15 protein-coding genes are annotated in these 14,250 nt (G+C 40.0%); 11 read left to right on the top strand and 4 right to left on the bottom strand.

Annotated features, from left to right (window positions below; translation table 11 throughout):
• Window positions 1–256 precede the first annotated feature (256 nt).
• Entirely contained in the window at window positions 257–778 is a 522-nt protein-coding gene (locus BM380_RS08390) for a DUF6795 domain-containing protein (protein ID WP_024601630.1), read from the top strand.
• A 13-nt stretch (window positions 779–791) separates the two neighbouring features.
• Window positions 792–1,952, top strand: a complete 1,161-nt coding sequence (locus tag BM380_RS08385; RefSeq protein WP_235420529.1) for a lipase family protein — start codon at window positions 792–794, stop codon at window positions 1,950–1,952.
• A gap of 221 nt (window positions 1,953–2,173) precedes the next feature.
• On the opposite strand, the gene BM380_RS08380 is transcribed toward BM380_RS08385, so the two are convergent.
• Complete coding sequence (locus BM380_RS08380) at window positions 2,174–2,497, bottom strand: hypothetical protein (protein ID WP_090493947.1); 324 nt, start codon at window positions 2,495–2,497, stop codon at window positions 2,174–2,176.
• A 129-nt stretch (window positions 2,498–2,626) separates the two neighbouring features.
• Between BM380_RS08380 and BM380_RS08375 the strand changes: the two genes are divergently transcribed.
• Window positions 2,627–3,373: an alpha/beta hydrolase family protein gene (locus tag BM380_RS08375; RefSeq protein ID WP_090494238.1), complete on the top strand. Its 747-nt coding sequence runs from the start codon at window positions 2,627–2,629 to the stop codon at window positions 3,371–3,373.
• 69 nt (window positions 3,374–3,442) lie between these two features.
• Here the strand turns inward: BM380_RS08375 and BM380_RS08370 are convergent, their stop codons facing one another.
• Complete coding sequence (locus tag BM380_RS08370) at window positions 3,443–4,645, bottom strand: bifunctional alpha/beta hydrolase/OsmC family protein (protein ID WP_090493945.1); 1,203 nt, start codon at window positions 4,643–4,645, stop codon at window positions 3,443–3,445.
• Between the two features lie 426 nt (window positions 4,646–5,071).
• On the opposite strand from BM380_RS08370, the gene BM380_RS08365 reads away from it, so the two are divergent.
• Window positions 5,072–5,911, top strand: coding sequence for an isopenicillin N synthase family dioxygenase (locus BM380_RS08365; protein WP_013464577.1), 840 nt, complete (start codon window positions 5,072–5,074; stop codon window positions 5,909–5,911).
• A 171-nt stretch (window positions 5,912–6,082) separates the two neighbouring features.
• A complete protein-coding gene (locus BM380_RS08360) occupies window positions 6,083–7,480 on the top strand; it encodes a DEAD/DEAH box helicase (RefSeq protein ID WP_028835331.1) in 1,398 nt (465 codons plus the stop codon).
• 70 nt (window positions 7,481–7,550) lie between these two features.
• Here the strand turns inward: BM380_RS08360 and BM380_RS08355 are convergent, their stop codons facing one another.
• Window positions 7,551–8,297 carry a DUF3307 domain-containing protein gene (locus BM380_RS08355; protein WP_090493943.1) on the bottom strand — a complete coding sequence of 249 codons (747 nt, stop codon included), beginning with the start codon at window positions 8,295–8,297 and terminating at the stop codon, window positions 7,551–7,553.
• Complete coding sequence (locus BM380_RS08350) at window positions 8,297–8,920, bottom strand: hypothetical protein (RefSeq protein ID WP_013464581.1); 624 nt, start codon at window positions 8,918–8,920, stop codon at window positions 8,297–8,299. The genes BM380_RS08355 and BM380_RS08350 overlap by 1 nt, the downstream gene beginning before the upstream one ends.
• 139 nt (window positions 8,921–9,059) lie before the next feature.
• Here BM380_RS08350 and BM380_RS08345 point away from each other — a divergent pair, with 139 nt between their 5' ends.
• The 6 genes from BM380_RS08345 (at window position 9,060) to BM380_RS08320 (ending at window position 14,100) form a co-directional block, all read left to right on the top strand.
• A complete protein-coding gene (locus BM380_RS08345; protein WP_033103902.1) occupies window positions 9,060–9,554 on the top strand; it encodes a LabA-like NYN domain-containing protein in 495 nt (164 codons plus the stop codon).
• A 187-nt stretch (window positions 9,555–9,741) separates the two neighbouring features.
• Window positions 9,742–10,668 (top strand): NAD(+) diphosphatase, encoded by a 927-nt coding sequence (gene nudC, locus BM380_RS08340; RefSeq protein ID WP_090494236.1) that lies wholly within the window; start codon window positions 9,742–9,744, stop codon window positions 10,666–10,668.
• Between the two features lie 3 nt (window positions 10,669–10,671).
• Window positions 10,672–11,850, top strand: a complete 1,179-nt coding sequence (locus BM380_RS08335) for a cystathionine beta-lyase (RefSeq protein WP_090493941.1) — start codon at window positions 10,672–10,674, stop codon at window positions 11,848–11,850.
• 143 nt (window positions 11,851–11,993) lie between these two features.
• Window positions 11,994–12,821 (top strand): ABC transporter permease, encoded by an 828-nt coding sequence (locus BM380_RS08330; protein WP_024601640.1) that lies wholly within the window; start codon window positions 11,994–11,996, stop codon window positions 12,819–12,821.
• On the top strand, window positions 12,818–13,726 hold the full coding sequence (locus BM380_RS08325) for an ABC transporter ATP-binding protein (protein ID WP_013464586.1): 909 nt from the start codon (window positions 12,818–12,820) through the stop codon (window positions 13,724–13,726). Before BM380_RS08330 ends, BM380_RS08325 begins: the two co-directional genes overlap by 4 nt.
• On the top strand, window positions 13,726–14,100 hold the full coding sequence (locus BM380_RS08320) for a PH domain-containing protein (protein WP_013464587.1): 375 nt from the start codon (window positions 13,726–13,728) through the stop codon (window positions 14,098–14,100). Before BM380_RS08325 ends, BM380_RS08320 begins: the two co-directional genes overlap by 1 nt.
• Window positions 14,101–14,250: the final 150 nt, after the last annotated feature.

Below are 14,250 nucleotides of genomic sequence, written 5' to 3'. Positions count from 1 at the left end.
AACTATTAAAGAACCTTTATAATATCAAGCAAACTAAAAACTTGTTAGATAGGAGAGTGGAGCAATAGTAGTTGCTTAATTTATGCAAGATCTCACAGGATATGTGATCAAAAGAAAGATGCAAGAGTAGCTGTTATTTTAGCTAATTTGCAATTTTACATTTTTTTGTTATATTGCTTTTTTTACATGGATGTTGGCAATATAAATATGGAATATTTCCTACTTTGTCAGCTAACGGTAACTTTAAGGTTTGCTGATGTCATTTTCTGAAATATTAAGAAAGATCAATAATCATATTGGTACTCACAAAGTACATTTATGTCCCGAAGTGAAAGGCCGTTTAGTTAATAATGGTGCGCCTCTTGCCAATGTAAGAATATTAAGAACACTTAGTTATTCTGATGGTAAATACACAAAAGATGAGTGTTTTACAGATAGCAATGGCGAATTTGAAATGCCAGAAATGAGCTTGAGATCCAGTCAGCCTGCTTTGCTAATAGCAGAGAAAATAAGATGGCAGGAAATTACAGCTCAATACGGTGGCGACAACTTTATATTATGGTCAAGTAACCCTAGTGGAATTTCTGTTATTCAAGAGTATGTCGATAAGTTGAACTCGTTGAATGGCGACATTATTAATGAGGAAGTTTTTTTTTCTTTTAAAGGTACATCGTGTCAGAATTCGTACTGTGCAAAAAGTATCTGTCGATGGGACGACGATTTTGTTTTAATAGATCTTGAAGCCGATTTTGAACGGATGATAAGCGGAATTTTATAATAAGGATATTGGAATGAGTACAAATATGAATGTATTAACACCGGAGTTAGCAGCATTGTTTGCTTCGGTAGCTTATGATGTAAACCGTAACGGCGGAACTCAAAAAAGTCTCTACCATAGTAGGTTGGCAGTAGGGTTTTCTTTTGAAAGTGATAATTTGCAAGCAATTAGTGGCAGTGTTTTAGAAAGAATATTTAAACATACAACTCCTTTCGGCTGTATAGCAAAAGGCAAACGAGGGCCATTTGAAGGTGACTTTGTAATAGCTTTAAGAGGGACGGAAAAGAAGCGTGATGTTATTACTGATTTACACTGTGGTGTGAATACATGCGCTAATGGGCAACCTGTTCATGCTGGATTTAATAACACTTTTAATTCATTAAAGCAGCAGCTTGAAGATTACTTCAAATTAGCCGCTTCGCAATCAAAAACAGGTCTAAATATTCATGTTGTTGGTCATAGCTTAGGAGGTGCGTTAGCTAATCTAGCTACAAACTGGTTAAAGAAACACTTTAACGCTAATGTAAAACTATATACCTTTGGTGCACCTAGAGTGGGGTATCCAAGCTTTGCACTAAAAACCGTTTATGCGACCGATAATGGTATCTATCGTTGTGTCCATGCAGGTGACCCAGTTCCGCTAGTGCCTGTATGGCCTTTTGTGCATACCGAGGATGAATACATATTGCATGGTGCACCGACGATAACACCAAAAGCTCACAGTATGACGGAAGAAACACCAGGGTATTTACATACTGCTAGTTGCTTTAAGAGCTATGCTGCAATCAATAAAGGGAAGGAATCTAGATTAAGACGACAAGTAAAACTTGATTATGATAAGCGCTTGCAGGCTAGGCCCACAACTCGTTGGGCAAGAACAATTGGCGAAGCAATTATAACTCATTTACATGCGTCAGGCAGATTACATGCGATACAAGCTGATATTTCAAATACCCTTACGGTTTACGATAAAATTGCAAAAGTGTTAGCAGACAGTATTGATATATCAAAAGGTAACGCCGAAGATGTAAGAGGTATTTTGGGGCACATTCTCTCATTTTGTGGATTACCCTTTAAGGCCATTGAATTAACTTACAAGTTTATAAGGAGTACTTTAACTCTAATGATAAACACCTTGACCAGTATGGCAAAACTAGCACTCAAAGGTTTATAGCACGGTGCTTGGTGTGGAAGTTAAGTAAGGCAGGTATTGATTGGCAGCTTTAATTGCAAGCAGTTCACACACATCTGCATGTATTACTGTTGCTTCGGTTACGAAGACCAATCAGCACAATAAGCTGTAGTAACTGCAAATTTAACTGCAATTATTATCGATGAAATACAATTGCAGTTTAGCCGCAAGAGCTTACGGCTAATACGTTATTGTATTTACTATTAGCAAGTAGGGCCATTTTTGTTGCGCGCGCTAGCAAGTGCGCGAGCTATGCTCAGTAGCTCAGGCGAAATATCATCCGCGCCATCTTTAATTAGTTTAGTTACATCACCTGATGAATATAAACTATCACGCGGTGATTTAATCCCAAGCTCTCTCACAAAGTCTTTGGTTTTACCTGTACTGCCGGTTTCAATAAACTTAAAAATAATACGTTCGTTGTTACTTTTCGGCTCGGCTTGTAACACTTTAATTTCTTCTTGGTAGGCTTCAATTCTACTTTGTAGAATGTCGATGCGTTGTTCAATGCTGCTGTATGATTTCATGAATGGATTCTTTTGCGATAATAGTAAAACAATAATCGCTATTATCGCACAAATTAGTAAAGGAGCGTGCTAACCTTTATAATAAAAATTAATACTAGTTAAAAATATATAGATAATACAATGAAATGCATGTTAAAAATTATAAAAAAGCGTTTAATATTAAGTGCGCTGACTTTAAGCACTACGTTATTTGCATCATCAAGTTATGCCCAAGACGATGTAGTGATTGATGATAGTCGTAATCGCTCTATACCTGTAAATATTACCCTACCAACTAACCACCTTAAGTGCAGCGCGCAAGTCAAATGCCCAGTGGTATTTGTAAATGCAGGGTATGGCATTAGCCACAATGAATACACTTTTGCGAGTAAGTTATTTAATGCGCAAGACTATTTAAGCATTGCGGTAGCGCATGAGCTTAAAAGTGACCCTGCGCTTAATGGTGCGCAGCCATACCTGACTACCCGTATGGAAAATTGGCACCGGGGTGTTGTAACACTCAAGTTTTTAGTCAACGAGCTAAGTGTTAAATACCCTGAGTATGAGTTTACAAAACTCACTTTATTTGGTCACTCAAATGGTGGAGATATCTCAGCCTTGTATGCAGCTATTTACCCAAATGAAGTAAGCCAATTAATTACGCTCGATCACCGCCGCATGTTATTGCCACGCAATAAAAACATATATGTGCTCACACTTCGAGGTAGTGATTACCCAGCCGATGCGAACGTGCTTTTAACCGACCAAGAGTTAACGGTTTATCCCGTTACGCAAACGTTTATAGCAGAATCACGTCATAACGATATGTACGATGGCGGCCCTAAATGGCTGGTGGATAGAATGAGTAAAGAGGTAGCGGCGTTTTTAGAAAATTAAACGATACAGTCAGCTTTTAAATTAAAATCCTAAAAATAGCGCAGGCCTACTGCGCTATCTTTGTTTTAGTCACTCCACTAATTCACTCACCACCAAAGGGCTATTATGTAGCGTTTTATGCACAGGGCATTTATCGGCTATTTCGAGTAATCGATTTCGCTGAGCGTCAGTTAAATCTCCTTGTAAGGTTATTTTGCGGGTAATGGCCTCTAGATTGCCGGTTTTTTCACAATCATCACAATCTTGGTTGTAATTGCGGGTATGGTTAAGCTCTACTTTTATATGCTCTAGCGGTAACTCTTTGCGACTTGCATACATGCGAAGTGTCATTGCAGTACACGCTCCAAGCCCAGCGAGTAAATGATCATAAGGGTCTGGGCCTAAGTTTTTGCCGCCGACATCGGTAGGCTCATCAGCAAGCCATGTATGGTTTTTAGTACTCACGTGTTGAGTGAATTGATGATCTTTTTCTTCAACTAATACACTGCCGTTAGTTAATTTTGCACTATAGGGTGTTTTCTCGTATTCAACATAGCGATTAGCCCACGTAGCAATGACGTCGGCTGCGTAGTTAGCGTCTTCTTTATTGCTGAGTAAGTGATCGGCATTATCTAAACTTATAAAGCTTTTTGGATGCTTGGCAGCGGCGTAAATTTTTTCGGCTTCACTAATATTCACGGTGGCATCAATAGGAGAGTGCATAACCAACAAAGCACGCTTAAGCTTACCTATATGGCTGTTATCGTATTTGGCGATGTCATCTATAAATTGCTTTTTAATCGTAAACTCACGCCCAGCTAAACACACTTTTGCTTCACCCGATTGGTTTATTTCATCTAAATGAGCAGCAAAGTTATGAGTAACATGCTGGGCATCTGATGGCGCGCCTATAGTCGTAATAGCTGACACTTCGGGTATATGCTCTGCTGCTGCAAGCACCGCAGCACCACCTAAGCTGTGACCTATTAATAACTGAGGTGCTTTAAAGTGTGTTCTTAAGTGATTGGCAGCAGCCACTAAGTCTTGAATGTTTGATGAAAAGTTACTGTTGGCAAAGTCACCGTCGCTATTACCAAGCCCTGTAAAATCAAAGCGTAATACAGCAATGCCTTGCTGAGTGAGTGCGCGGCTTATTCGTGTTGCAGCGGCTACATCTTTAGAGCAGGTAAAACAGTGGGCAAATAAGGCATAAAATTTCACCTCACCAGAGGGCTGTTCAAGTTGTCCAGCAAGTTCTAATTCACCGCTTTTAAAAGAGACTTTTTGTCGCATGAGAATACCTTAACTAATTGATAAAGTGTGTGGTGCTGATAAATAAGAGATTGGTACGATGGGGTGAAAATTCAATACAAGCGTTATTTTGATCTCGATCAAGCTAGAAAGGGCTTGCCAATTGAGTGCGGACATATGTCCTTATAATTTCAAAGGGGTTTGTCTATCCTCGCACAGCATAAAAATGCAGCCTTTATTACTTGAATTAAGTAGTTAAGCTATATTTGAATGTAATACCAGTTTGCATAAACCTGTGATTAATTTAATGTATTAAGTCGTTGTTTATCGGCGTTTAAAAAACCTTATCTAGAACAACTAGATATAATTTTTTTGCGTAGTTAGCATGTAATATTTAGTTAATTTAATGGATCTTTACTCAAGCGAATTGGTAAATGGCTTCTAACAACCTACTTACTGGAATGTACCATGCAATTACCTACAGTTGATTATAAAGCGGACGATGCGGCTGCGCAATTTGTTGAATCGTTGAGAAATACTGGTTTTGGCGTATTAAAAAACCATCCTATTCCGCAATCTTTAGTTGAGTCTATTTATAAAAATTGGCAAGACTTTTTTAACTCAGAGCAGAAGCATGAGTTTTTATTTTCAAAAGAAACGCAAGATGGCTATTTTCCACCGTCGGTATCAGAAGTTGCTAAAGGCCATACAGTAAAAGACATTAAAGAGTACTTTCATGTTTATCCTAAAGGCCGTGTTCCTGCTCAATTAGAAGCTGATGTGCGTGAGTACTACCGTTTAGCTAATGAATTTGCGGCAACATTATTAAGCTGGGTTCAGGCTGAAGCGCCTGAAGAAGTCCGTGCTAAGTTCTCTATCGATTTAAAAGATATGATTGCCCAGTCTGAGCAAACGTTGTTGCGTATTTTACATTACCCGCCAATGACAGGTGATGAAGAACCAGGCGCTATTCGCGCGGCGGCGCACGGTGATATTAACTTATTAACTGTATTACCAGCATCAAACGAGCCGGGTTTACAAGTTCAAAAAACCGATGGTGGTTGGTTAGATGTGCCATGTGATTTTGGTAGTTTAATTATTAATATTGGTGACATGCTACAAGAAGCATCAGGTGGCTACTTCCCATCAACGATTCACCGTGTAATTAATCCATCAGGTAAAGCAACAACCAAATCACGTATTTCATTACCTTTGTTTTTGCATCCTCGTCCAGATGTGGTGTTATCTGAACGCTACACAGCAGATAGCTACTTACAAGAGCGTTTACGTGAGCTAGGTGTAAAATAATCCTTTAGCATATGTAATGCTCAGGTAAATAAAAAGCGGCTGTTTAGCCGCTTTTTTAGTATTTGTGTGTATTGATTTGACACAAAGTAAATAATGGCATGCATTCTGAGCTACTAAAGGTATAATGCGCGCAACTGGCCACTTTGGCCTAATTTGAAATAGAGAGTTTATATGAGTTTTGATGGTTTAGGTTTATCACAGTCTTTAGTTAATGCGGTTTTAGAAAAGGGCTATGAAACGCCAACGCCTATTCAGGCTCAAGCTATCCCAGCAATTATTGCGCGTCGCGATGTAATGGCCGCAGCACAAACAGGTACCGGTAAAACCGCTGGTTTTACTTTGCCACTAATTGAGCGTTTATCGTCGGGCACTAAAGCAAAAAGTAATCATGTACGTGCGCTTATTTTAACGCCAACCCGAGAGCTTGCGTTGCAAGTAAGCGAAAACGTTGAAGAATACGCTAAGCATTCTGATGTGAGTTCGTTTGTGGTTTACGGTGGTGTAAAAATTAACCCACAAATGCAGCGCCTGCGTAAAGGGGTTGATATTTTAGTGGCCACACCTGGGCGTTTAATTGATTTACACAATCAAAACGCGGTTAAATTTGATAGCGTTGAAGTACTGGTTTTAGATGAAGCCGACCGTATGTTAGACATGGGCTTTATCCACGACATTAAACGCTTAATTGCAAAAATGCCTGAAAAACGTCAAAACTTAATGTTCTCAGCAACCTTTTCTGACGACATTCGTGCATTGGCCAAAGGGTTAATTAACGATCCGGTTGAAATTTCAGTCGCTGCCAAAAACACGACTGCTAAAAGCGTGACTCAATGCGTGTACGCTGTCGATAAAGCGCGTAAAACGGCCTTATTAAGCCATTTAATTCGTAGCAACAATTGGCAACAAGTACTGGTATTTAGCCGTACTAAACACGGTGCTAACCGTTTAGTTAAGCAACTGGAACGCGATGATATTGTTGGCGCAGCAATCCATGGTAATAAATCTCAGGGCGCACGTGTTAAAGCATTGGAAGGCTTTAAAAGTGGTGAAGTGCGCGTATTAGTGGCAACCGATATTGTTGCCCGTGGTTTAGATATTGTTGAGCTTCCACACGTAGTTAACTACGACTTACCTAATGTATATGAAGATTATGTTCACCGTATTGGCCGAACTGGTCGTGCGGGTGCATCAGGGCATGCCATTTCGTTTGTAACGGTCGACGATGCAGTGGATTTATACGGTATTGAACGCTTTATTGGCGAGTTAATTCCTCGTGCTGAAGAAGAAGGCTTTGAACCGGCTAACCCTGTTGCTGAGCGCGCCCTCGATGCTCGCCCACTGCCTGCTAAAAAGCCAAAGAAAAAACAACCATTTAATAAGCCTAAATCTGATAGCAGCAAACCTAATAGCAAAAAGCCTAACAATGGTGGCAATGGTACAGGCCCACGTCGTGGTGGCTCTAAAAAGCCAGCAGCAAAAACAGACGAGAATGCACAAAACCCTTGGGCAAAGCGTCAATCGGTAGGGGGCACTGGTCAGCGCCGTCGTCGTCCAGCAAATAACGACTAATTGTCACTGCGTTTAGTTAAACGCAGCTGCAAAAAAAGCGCTAGCTTTAAGGTTAGCGCTTTTTTTGTTTTTAATTTATCAGTAAGTAATTAATGCCTAGGCCAACAAACAGCGTAACGCTAACACTCAGTAACGTGCCTAGCATCACATATTCCGTGAGTTGTTTATCTTTGCTGGCACTTAAGTCGCCAAATCTAAACACGGATTTGGCGGCAATTAAAAACCCAAGCCCAGCAAACTGATCTAATAAAATAAATGTCAGCATAAGTACTCGTTCGAGCATACCAATACTTTGTCCTGCTAAAGGGAGGCTACCATCACTAGAAAAGTGATTAGTTAAACGCTCTAACATCATTCTTATAAATACCGCACTGGGACTTAAAATAATAAGGTAACCAGTTACAACCCACAGCACTTTTTCGTTGAACAATAACGCCATAAAATTGTTAGTAAATTGCTGATTATCAGTGAGCCAAATACTTATCGCAATTATGACAATGATATGTGCAATTTGGTCTAATAAAAAAGGCACTACGCCTTTATTTGAATACGATTTAGCAATATCAATAAAGTAGTGACTGATCATAATAATAGCGGTGGCCAGTAATACGCTGCTTAGTTGTTGCCAGCCAAAGCTATATTCCCAAAGTGCAACAACGACAGCGCTGGTAACTCCGTGAACCAATACATGGTAGTAAAGTTTTTTTGCTTTAAAATGACGGGTGTTTCTGTCGTTTACCCAGCTCATGGGTTGCCAATAAAAATCAGCGAGTAAGTGGCCAATAATCAGTGCAACGAGTAATAGTGAAAATTCCATTAGTCATGTCCTTGCTGTATGCTTTTAAGCTGTTGTTGTGCATGTAAAATAAATCGTTCTATCAGCTGATAGTTAGCAAGATTAAGCAGCTTAGTAACGTTTTCTCGGCTGGTGTTGAGCTCATTAGCTAAGGCTGCATGGTTGTTATTAGTATGGGTTAAATATACATACAAAGCATTTGCTTGTTTTTGGGTTATTTTACACAGTAATACATCGACAAACGCTAGGTTTAGCTTAAAACTCTCATCAACTGGTTGTTTTGCAATAGCAAATGTAAAACGTTGGTTTGTCATTTTATCTAGCTCATGACCAGAGAGAGTAAATGCAGAGCCTGTAGCAGTTTTTATACTCGTACCAGGGTTATCTATGTGTCCCAATGCCATGCTTTGGCGCAATTCATAGCCGGCAGATTTGAGCTGTAGATAGATAAGAATAGCGGTGGTAACTAACCGTTCACTTTTTTCTACTTGCAGCTGAAATGCATCCCCACGGTAAATATCCCAAGATGTTGTTTTATTACAATTTGCACGCAAACTTTGCTCTAGCTGATAAAGCATGGCATCGTATTGTTGTTTAGGTATTTTTTGCGATTTAATTATATCGCCGCTGATCACACCAATCATATAAATCCAGATAGATTATTTATATGTAACTAATTTTGGTTACATCTTAAAATGTAACCGTATTTGGTTACATTGGGTTTGGTAACTAATTTAGGTTACTTAACACGCAATTGCAAGTATTACTCATTAGGACATAATAATGACCTCACAACAAAGCAGTAAACCTCGTGTAGGTATTTTTGTCGATGTACAAAATATTTATTACACCTGTCGCGAAAGCTACGGTAAAAACTTTGATTACAATGCCTTTTGGCGAATGATAGAGCAACAATACGATATTGAATGTGCGTTTGCTTATGCAATATACCGAGGTGATGAAAAGCAAAATCAGTTTCAAAATATTTTGCGCGCTATTGGCTTTGAAGTAAAACTAAAACCCTTTATTCAACGCCGTGACGGCAGTGCCAAAGGCGATTGGGATGTAGGTATAACCATAGATATGCTAGAGCAGGGAAAGCAGCTTGATAAGGTTATTTTACTCTCGGGTGACGGTGACTTTGCGTTATTACTTGGGCACTTAAAAAATCAATACAATGTTCCGTGTGATGTATACGGTGCTGATAAATTAACCGCAGAGGTACTTAAGCAAAGTGCTGAGCAATTTCATTTAATTGACAATCAGTTACTACTTTAAAAAGTATAAGCGCTGCGTTGGTTCGGTGTAATTTTGAGCAGAATGCCCACCTTCAACATGAGTATTTTTAATACAGCGGGTGCATAGATTAATTAAGCCTAATTTAGGCTTTTTTTATGGCGGTAATAAATTGGGTTTAGTGGATGATTATGGTAATTTTAAGAATCAATTAGTATCAAGGAATTACATGCTTAACTACAGTAATATGCCATTAGACAGAGGCTCAAATGCGCGCAAAGACCCTACTTGGGTAGACGCAAAAAAAACAGCAGACAGCTTATGGCTTTTAGTTAAAGGCAATCACACCTTATTTGCTAACAGTAGCCCTGAGGTGGTGTATTTAGCTTACCAACAAGTGGCGCATTTAGATTTAACGCAGGCTATTCTTTTAGGATCAAATAAACAGGATAATGCCGTATTTGCGCTAGACGTAACTGAACTCGAAGAGTCGTTATTAGCAACGATTATTGATGGCGCGCAGTTTGCAGATATTCGCCAGTTTGGTACACAGGTGGCGCTTGAAGATGGCTCAAATGCAGCGCTTGCCCGTGGGTTGTGTTACTGGCATGCCACTCATAGTTTTTGTGGCCGTTGTGGTACCAAAAATCACTTAGTTGAAGCGGGTCACTCTCGATTATGCGACAATCCCGCGTGTTTGCACCAGACTTTTCCGCGTACCGATCCTGCGGTTATTATGGTAGTAACTAGAACATTTTCTGATGGGATTGAACGCTGCTTATTGGGTCGCCAAGCAACTTGGCCAAAAGGATTGTATTCATCGCTTGCAGGCTTTGTTGACCCTGGTGAAACCCTTGAACAAACCGTGATCCGAGAAGTAAAAGAAGAGGCGGGTATTACTGTGGAAAAAGCTGAATATATTGCTTCGCAACCTTGGCCGTTTCCTTCGTCAATTATGCTAGGTTTTATTGCCACAGCAAGCAGTGATGAAATAAGCACAGAGCAAGATGAACTTGAAGATGCAAAGTGGTTTTCTCGCGAAGAACTTGCGCAATTTAAAGATTGGCACCATCAAGGGGAGCATTTAAAGCTACCTAGAGCTGATTCAATTTCGCGTTATTTAATTGAATATTGGCGTACTCAGATAGAAGGATGAATCATGTCGAGCAAAAATAAAAATACTCAGTTAGTCTCATCAGGGCGCAAAAAAGCGTACACCCATGGCGTAGTCAATCCTGTGGTACAGCGCGCTTCAACGATTGTGTTTGATTCTGTGAGTGAGCTTAAAGAAGCGGCTAAAACACGCGGTGATAAAACGTTATTTTATGGCCGTCGTGGCACCACTACGCATTTTGCCCTGCAAGAGGCAATTACTGAACTCGAAGGGGGTGAAGGCTGTGCCTTATACCCATGTGGCGCTGCGGCGATAAGCCAAACATTGTTATCGTTTTTAAAGTCCGGTGATCATATTTTAATAGTGGATACTGTTTACGAGCCAACCCGTGATTTTTGCGACAAGATTTTAGCGGGGCTGGGCATTTCTACAACCTACTATCCGCCCATGATTGGCGCAGATATAAAAGAGTACATTCAAGACAATACCAAAGTGTTGTTTTTAGAATCTCCGGGTTCAATTACCATGGAAATTCAAGATGTTCCCGCTATGGTGCAAGTGGCAAATGATCATAATGTGATGACGGTGCTTGATAACACTTATGGTAATGGTTTGCACTATCGCCCACTTGAACATGGTGTTGATATTAGTATTCAAGCGGCAACCAAATATATTGTAGGTCATTCAGATGTGATGATGGGCGTAGCTGTAGCGAATAAAAAATATTGGCCAACACTTCGTGAACACTCTTATTTACTCGGGCAATGCACCAGTGCAGATGATGCGTATTTAGCACTACGAGGTTTGCGTACCATGGCGGTGCGATTAAATCAGCATGAAAAAGCGGCTATTGAGGTTGCTAAATGGTTAGAGCAGCACGAGTTAGTTGATCATATTCGTCACCCAGCATTTGAAACGTGTCCTGGGCATGAATTTTTCAAACGCGATTTTGACGGTAGTAATGGTTTGTTTTCGTTTGTAATGAAAACCGGTAACCAAAAGGCCATTGATGCTTTTTTAGATAGCTTGCAGCATTTTAAAATGGGCTTTTCTTGGGGAGGCTTTGAGAGCTTAGTAACGGCAAACCTATCAATGAAAGGGCTGCGCTCGCAAACAGGATGGGAGCATGGACCTGTTATTCGTTTGCACATTGGCTTAGAAGATGCTGAAGATTTAATTGCCGACTTACAGCAAGCATTAGCTATTTATGAGCAACATTTATAATTACTAATTGTTTAAATTACATTATTTGTTACAAAGCCTACCTCTGAGTAGGCTTTTTTTTGCTAGCAATTCAACGTGTTTACACTTAGTGTTGTTAAATAACGCTTATTTTAAAGCATGAACAACGTCATTAAGGATAGTCAATGGCAACACCATTACCAATAAACGTAGGGCGCTTAACTCAAATTGCGGGTTTTGAGCTTGTACGTATGTTTTTAACTAAACGAGGACTTATTGCACTGGCGGCTTTCGCGCTAGTGTGGCTTGTTATTTTACGTTACCCCATAGGGCAGGCAGTGGGCATTATCAGCTCCCCCGATTTTGAACAAATAGCCCGTGATATTTCCGGCTCTATTGGATTAAATAAGTTACTTGATTGGCCTGAAGCCGAATTTGCTATGTATTGGCTAATTGCTTTGTATAGTTTTCCTGTTTTTAGCTTATTTATTTGTAGTGATCAAACTGTGGGTGACAGAGAGAGGGGGACTTTAAGGTTTTTATCACTGCGCTCAACCCGCTTTGAAATACTCTTTGGTCGATTTTTAGGGCAGTTAGCGGTACTAACCTGTTTAGTTGGCATTACATTGGTAGCGACATTGGCGGTGCTCGGGTTTCGCGATCCGAGCTTACTTGCTGGTGGCGTTGGCCGTGCAGTTTCAATATTTTTAATTCTCATTGTTACTTTTGCGCCGTTTGTTGCGTTAATGAGTTTGATTAATACTTTTGCGAGCTCATCTCGCTTATCTATTGTGTTAGCCATTTTATATTTTACAGCCGGTGGCATTATTGTTGGATTGCTGGAGTGGCAAATACCCGCATTAAGTGTGCTTGATTATTTATTCCCTGGTGTGCAAATAGAGTTATTAGCGGGACAGAACTTACCGCTATTGAGTGCATTGGCTATTCCGCTTGTGCAAACAGCGGTGCTACTTGTGGTTGCGCAACGTGTTTTTGCAAGGAGCTCACTATGAAATCATTAATCACAGGGCGTAATTTAAGTAAATCGTACGGCTCAAAACTGGCTCTTAATAATGTGAATTTTGAGATTCAAAAAGGTGCTCCCGTTGCGCTTGTTGGCCCTAATGGCGCAGGAAAAACTACTTTATTTAGTTTGCTGTGCGGCTATATAGCCCCTAGCATGGGAGAGCTTGAAATACTCGGCCATAAACCAGGCAGCGCTGCTTTATTTAATAAAGTGAGTGCATTACCGCAAGATGCCCAGCTTGATCCGCGTTTTAATATAGATAAACAACTTAGTTTTTATGCCAAGCTACAAGGCATGAGTACTAAGCAAAGCCACGTAGAGGCACTTCGTGTGCTTGATTTAGTGGGCCTTAGCGAAATTGCAAAAAACCGCGCTGGGGATTTATCCCACGGTATGCGCAAGCGTGTAACCATAGCGCAAGCATTAATTGGCTCACCACAAATTGTAATGTTAGATGAAGCCACGGCAGGGCTTGATCCTATTCATGCCAGAGAAGTGCGCGAGTTGGTATCTCAGTTAAGTGACCAAGCGACGTTTATTTTAAGTTCACATGATTTAACTGAATTAGAACGACTGTGTTCCCAAGTACTCCATTTGGATAAAGGCGTATTAAGCGAGCACCAAACTAAAGCAGTGAACACCGATAAGCACTTTTACACCTTAATGCTTAGCGACGTGTATCAAAATGTGGAGCAACAACTCCAAGCACTTGAGGGGGTGAGTCGTGTTTATATGAGCCAGCACAAAGAGTACGTGATTGAGTATCAACCAACCAGTGATCCGCTCGATATAGCACTATTGCAATTTTGTCGCCAACATAATTGGCAGTATCGGCAGTTAGTAAATGGCCATACATTAGAAAATCAAATATTTAAACAGGAGAAACTATAATGGGACTATTTAGTGGTTTAATGGGTAATGCCAGTGAAGTGGATGACGCTGATTTAGAGAAAGTGTTGGCAAATACCCTTATTGAAGGTGAGCAAGTTGAAAAAGCGTATAAAGTTGTCCGTGATATGTTTATCTTTACTAATAAGCGACTTATTTTAATCGATAAGCAAGGCGTGACAGGGTCTAAAATGGAAATGATCAGTATTGCCTATTCTAAAATTACTAAATTCAGTAAAGAGAGTGCGGGGCACTTTGATTTAGACGCCGAGTTAAAAATATGGGTAGGTTCAGATCCAACGCCTATTAGCAAGGACTTTAAAGCAGGTGATAACATAAATGATGTTTATAGGATAATCAGCCAGTATTCATTATAGAAACAAACAAAAATCGGTGTAAAATTAAAGTAATTGTTTACAGCTTGTTGCGATTACTTTAACATAAATTACTCTAACACTTTCTTACAAATTCCCTAACAAATACAATTGCTTGATTCAGTTTTCGTTCAGTTTCGCGGCGTTAGCATA

Origin of the sequence: Pseudoalteromonas sp. DSM 26666 (assembly GCF_900116475.1) — a bacterium.
GTDB classification, from domain to species: domain Bacteria; phylum Pseudomonadota; class Gammaproteobacteria; order Enterobacterales; family Alteromonadaceae; genus Pseudoalteromonas; species Pseudoalteromonas tetraodonis.
The sequence above is the reverse complement of the archived record's forward strand: the minus strand, read 5'-3'. Positions and strand labels throughout refer to the sequence as shown.

Bases quoted from the DNA above. Each gene is read 5' to 3' on its own strand.
- BM380_RS08375 (WP_090494238.1), top strand. From the start codon at position 2,627: ATGTTAAAAATTATAAAAAAGCGTTTAATATTAAGTGCGCTGACTTTA.
- BM380_RS08390 (WP_024601630.1), top strand. From the start codon at position 257: ATGTCATTTTCTGAAATATTAAGAAAGATCAATAATCATATTGGTACT.
- BM380_RS08355 (WP_090493943.1), bottom strand. From the start codon at position 8,297: ATGGAATTTTCACTATTACTCGTTGCACTGATTATTGGCCACTTACTC.
- BM380_RS08350 (WP_013464581.1), bottom strand. From the start codon at position 8,920: ATGATTGGTGTGATCAGCGGCGATATAATTAAATCGCAAAAAATACCT.
- BM380_RS08325 (WP_013464586.1), top strand. From the start codon at position 12,818: ATGAAATCATTAATCACAGGGCGTAATTTAAGTAAATCGTACGGCTCA.
- BM380_RS08335 (WP_090493941.1), top strand. From the start codon at position 10,672: ATGTCGAGCAAAAATAAAAATACTCAGTTAGTCTCATCAGGGCGCAAA.
- BM380_RS08320 (WP_013464587.1), top strand. From the start codon at position 13,726: ATGGGACTATTTAGTGGTTTAATGGGTAATGCCAGTGAAGTGGATGAC.
- nudC (WP_090494236.1), top strand. From the start codon at position 9,742: ATGCTTAACTACAGTAATATGCCATTAGACAGAGGCTCAAATGCGCGC.
- BM380_RS08365 (WP_013464577.1), top strand. From the start codon at position 5,072: ATGCAATTACCTACAGTTGATTATAAAGCGGACGATGCGGCTGCGCAA.
- BM380_RS08345 (WP_033103902.1), top strand. From the start codon at position 9,060: ATGACCTCACAACAAAGCAGTAAACCTCGTGTAGGTATTTTTGTCGAT.
- BM380_RS08360 (WP_028835331.1), top strand. From the start codon at position 6,083: ATGAGTTTTGATGGTTTAGGTTTATCACAGTCTTTAGTTAATGCGGTT.
- BM380_RS08370 (WP_090493945.1), bottom strand. From the start codon at position 4,645: ATGCGACAAAAAGTCTCTTTTAAAAGCGGTGAATTAGAACTTGCTGGA.
- BM380_RS08380 (WP_090493947.1), bottom strand. From the start codon at position 2,497: ATGAAATCATACAGCAGCATTGAACAACGCATCGACATTCTACAAAGT.
- BM380_RS08385 (WP_235420529.1), top strand. From the start codon at position 792: ATGAGTACAAATATGAATGTATTAACACCGGAGTTAGCAGCATTGTTT.
- BM380_RS08330 (WP_024601640.1), top strand. From the start codon at position 11,994: ATGGCAACACCATTACCAATAAACGTAGGGCGCTTAACTCAAATTGCG.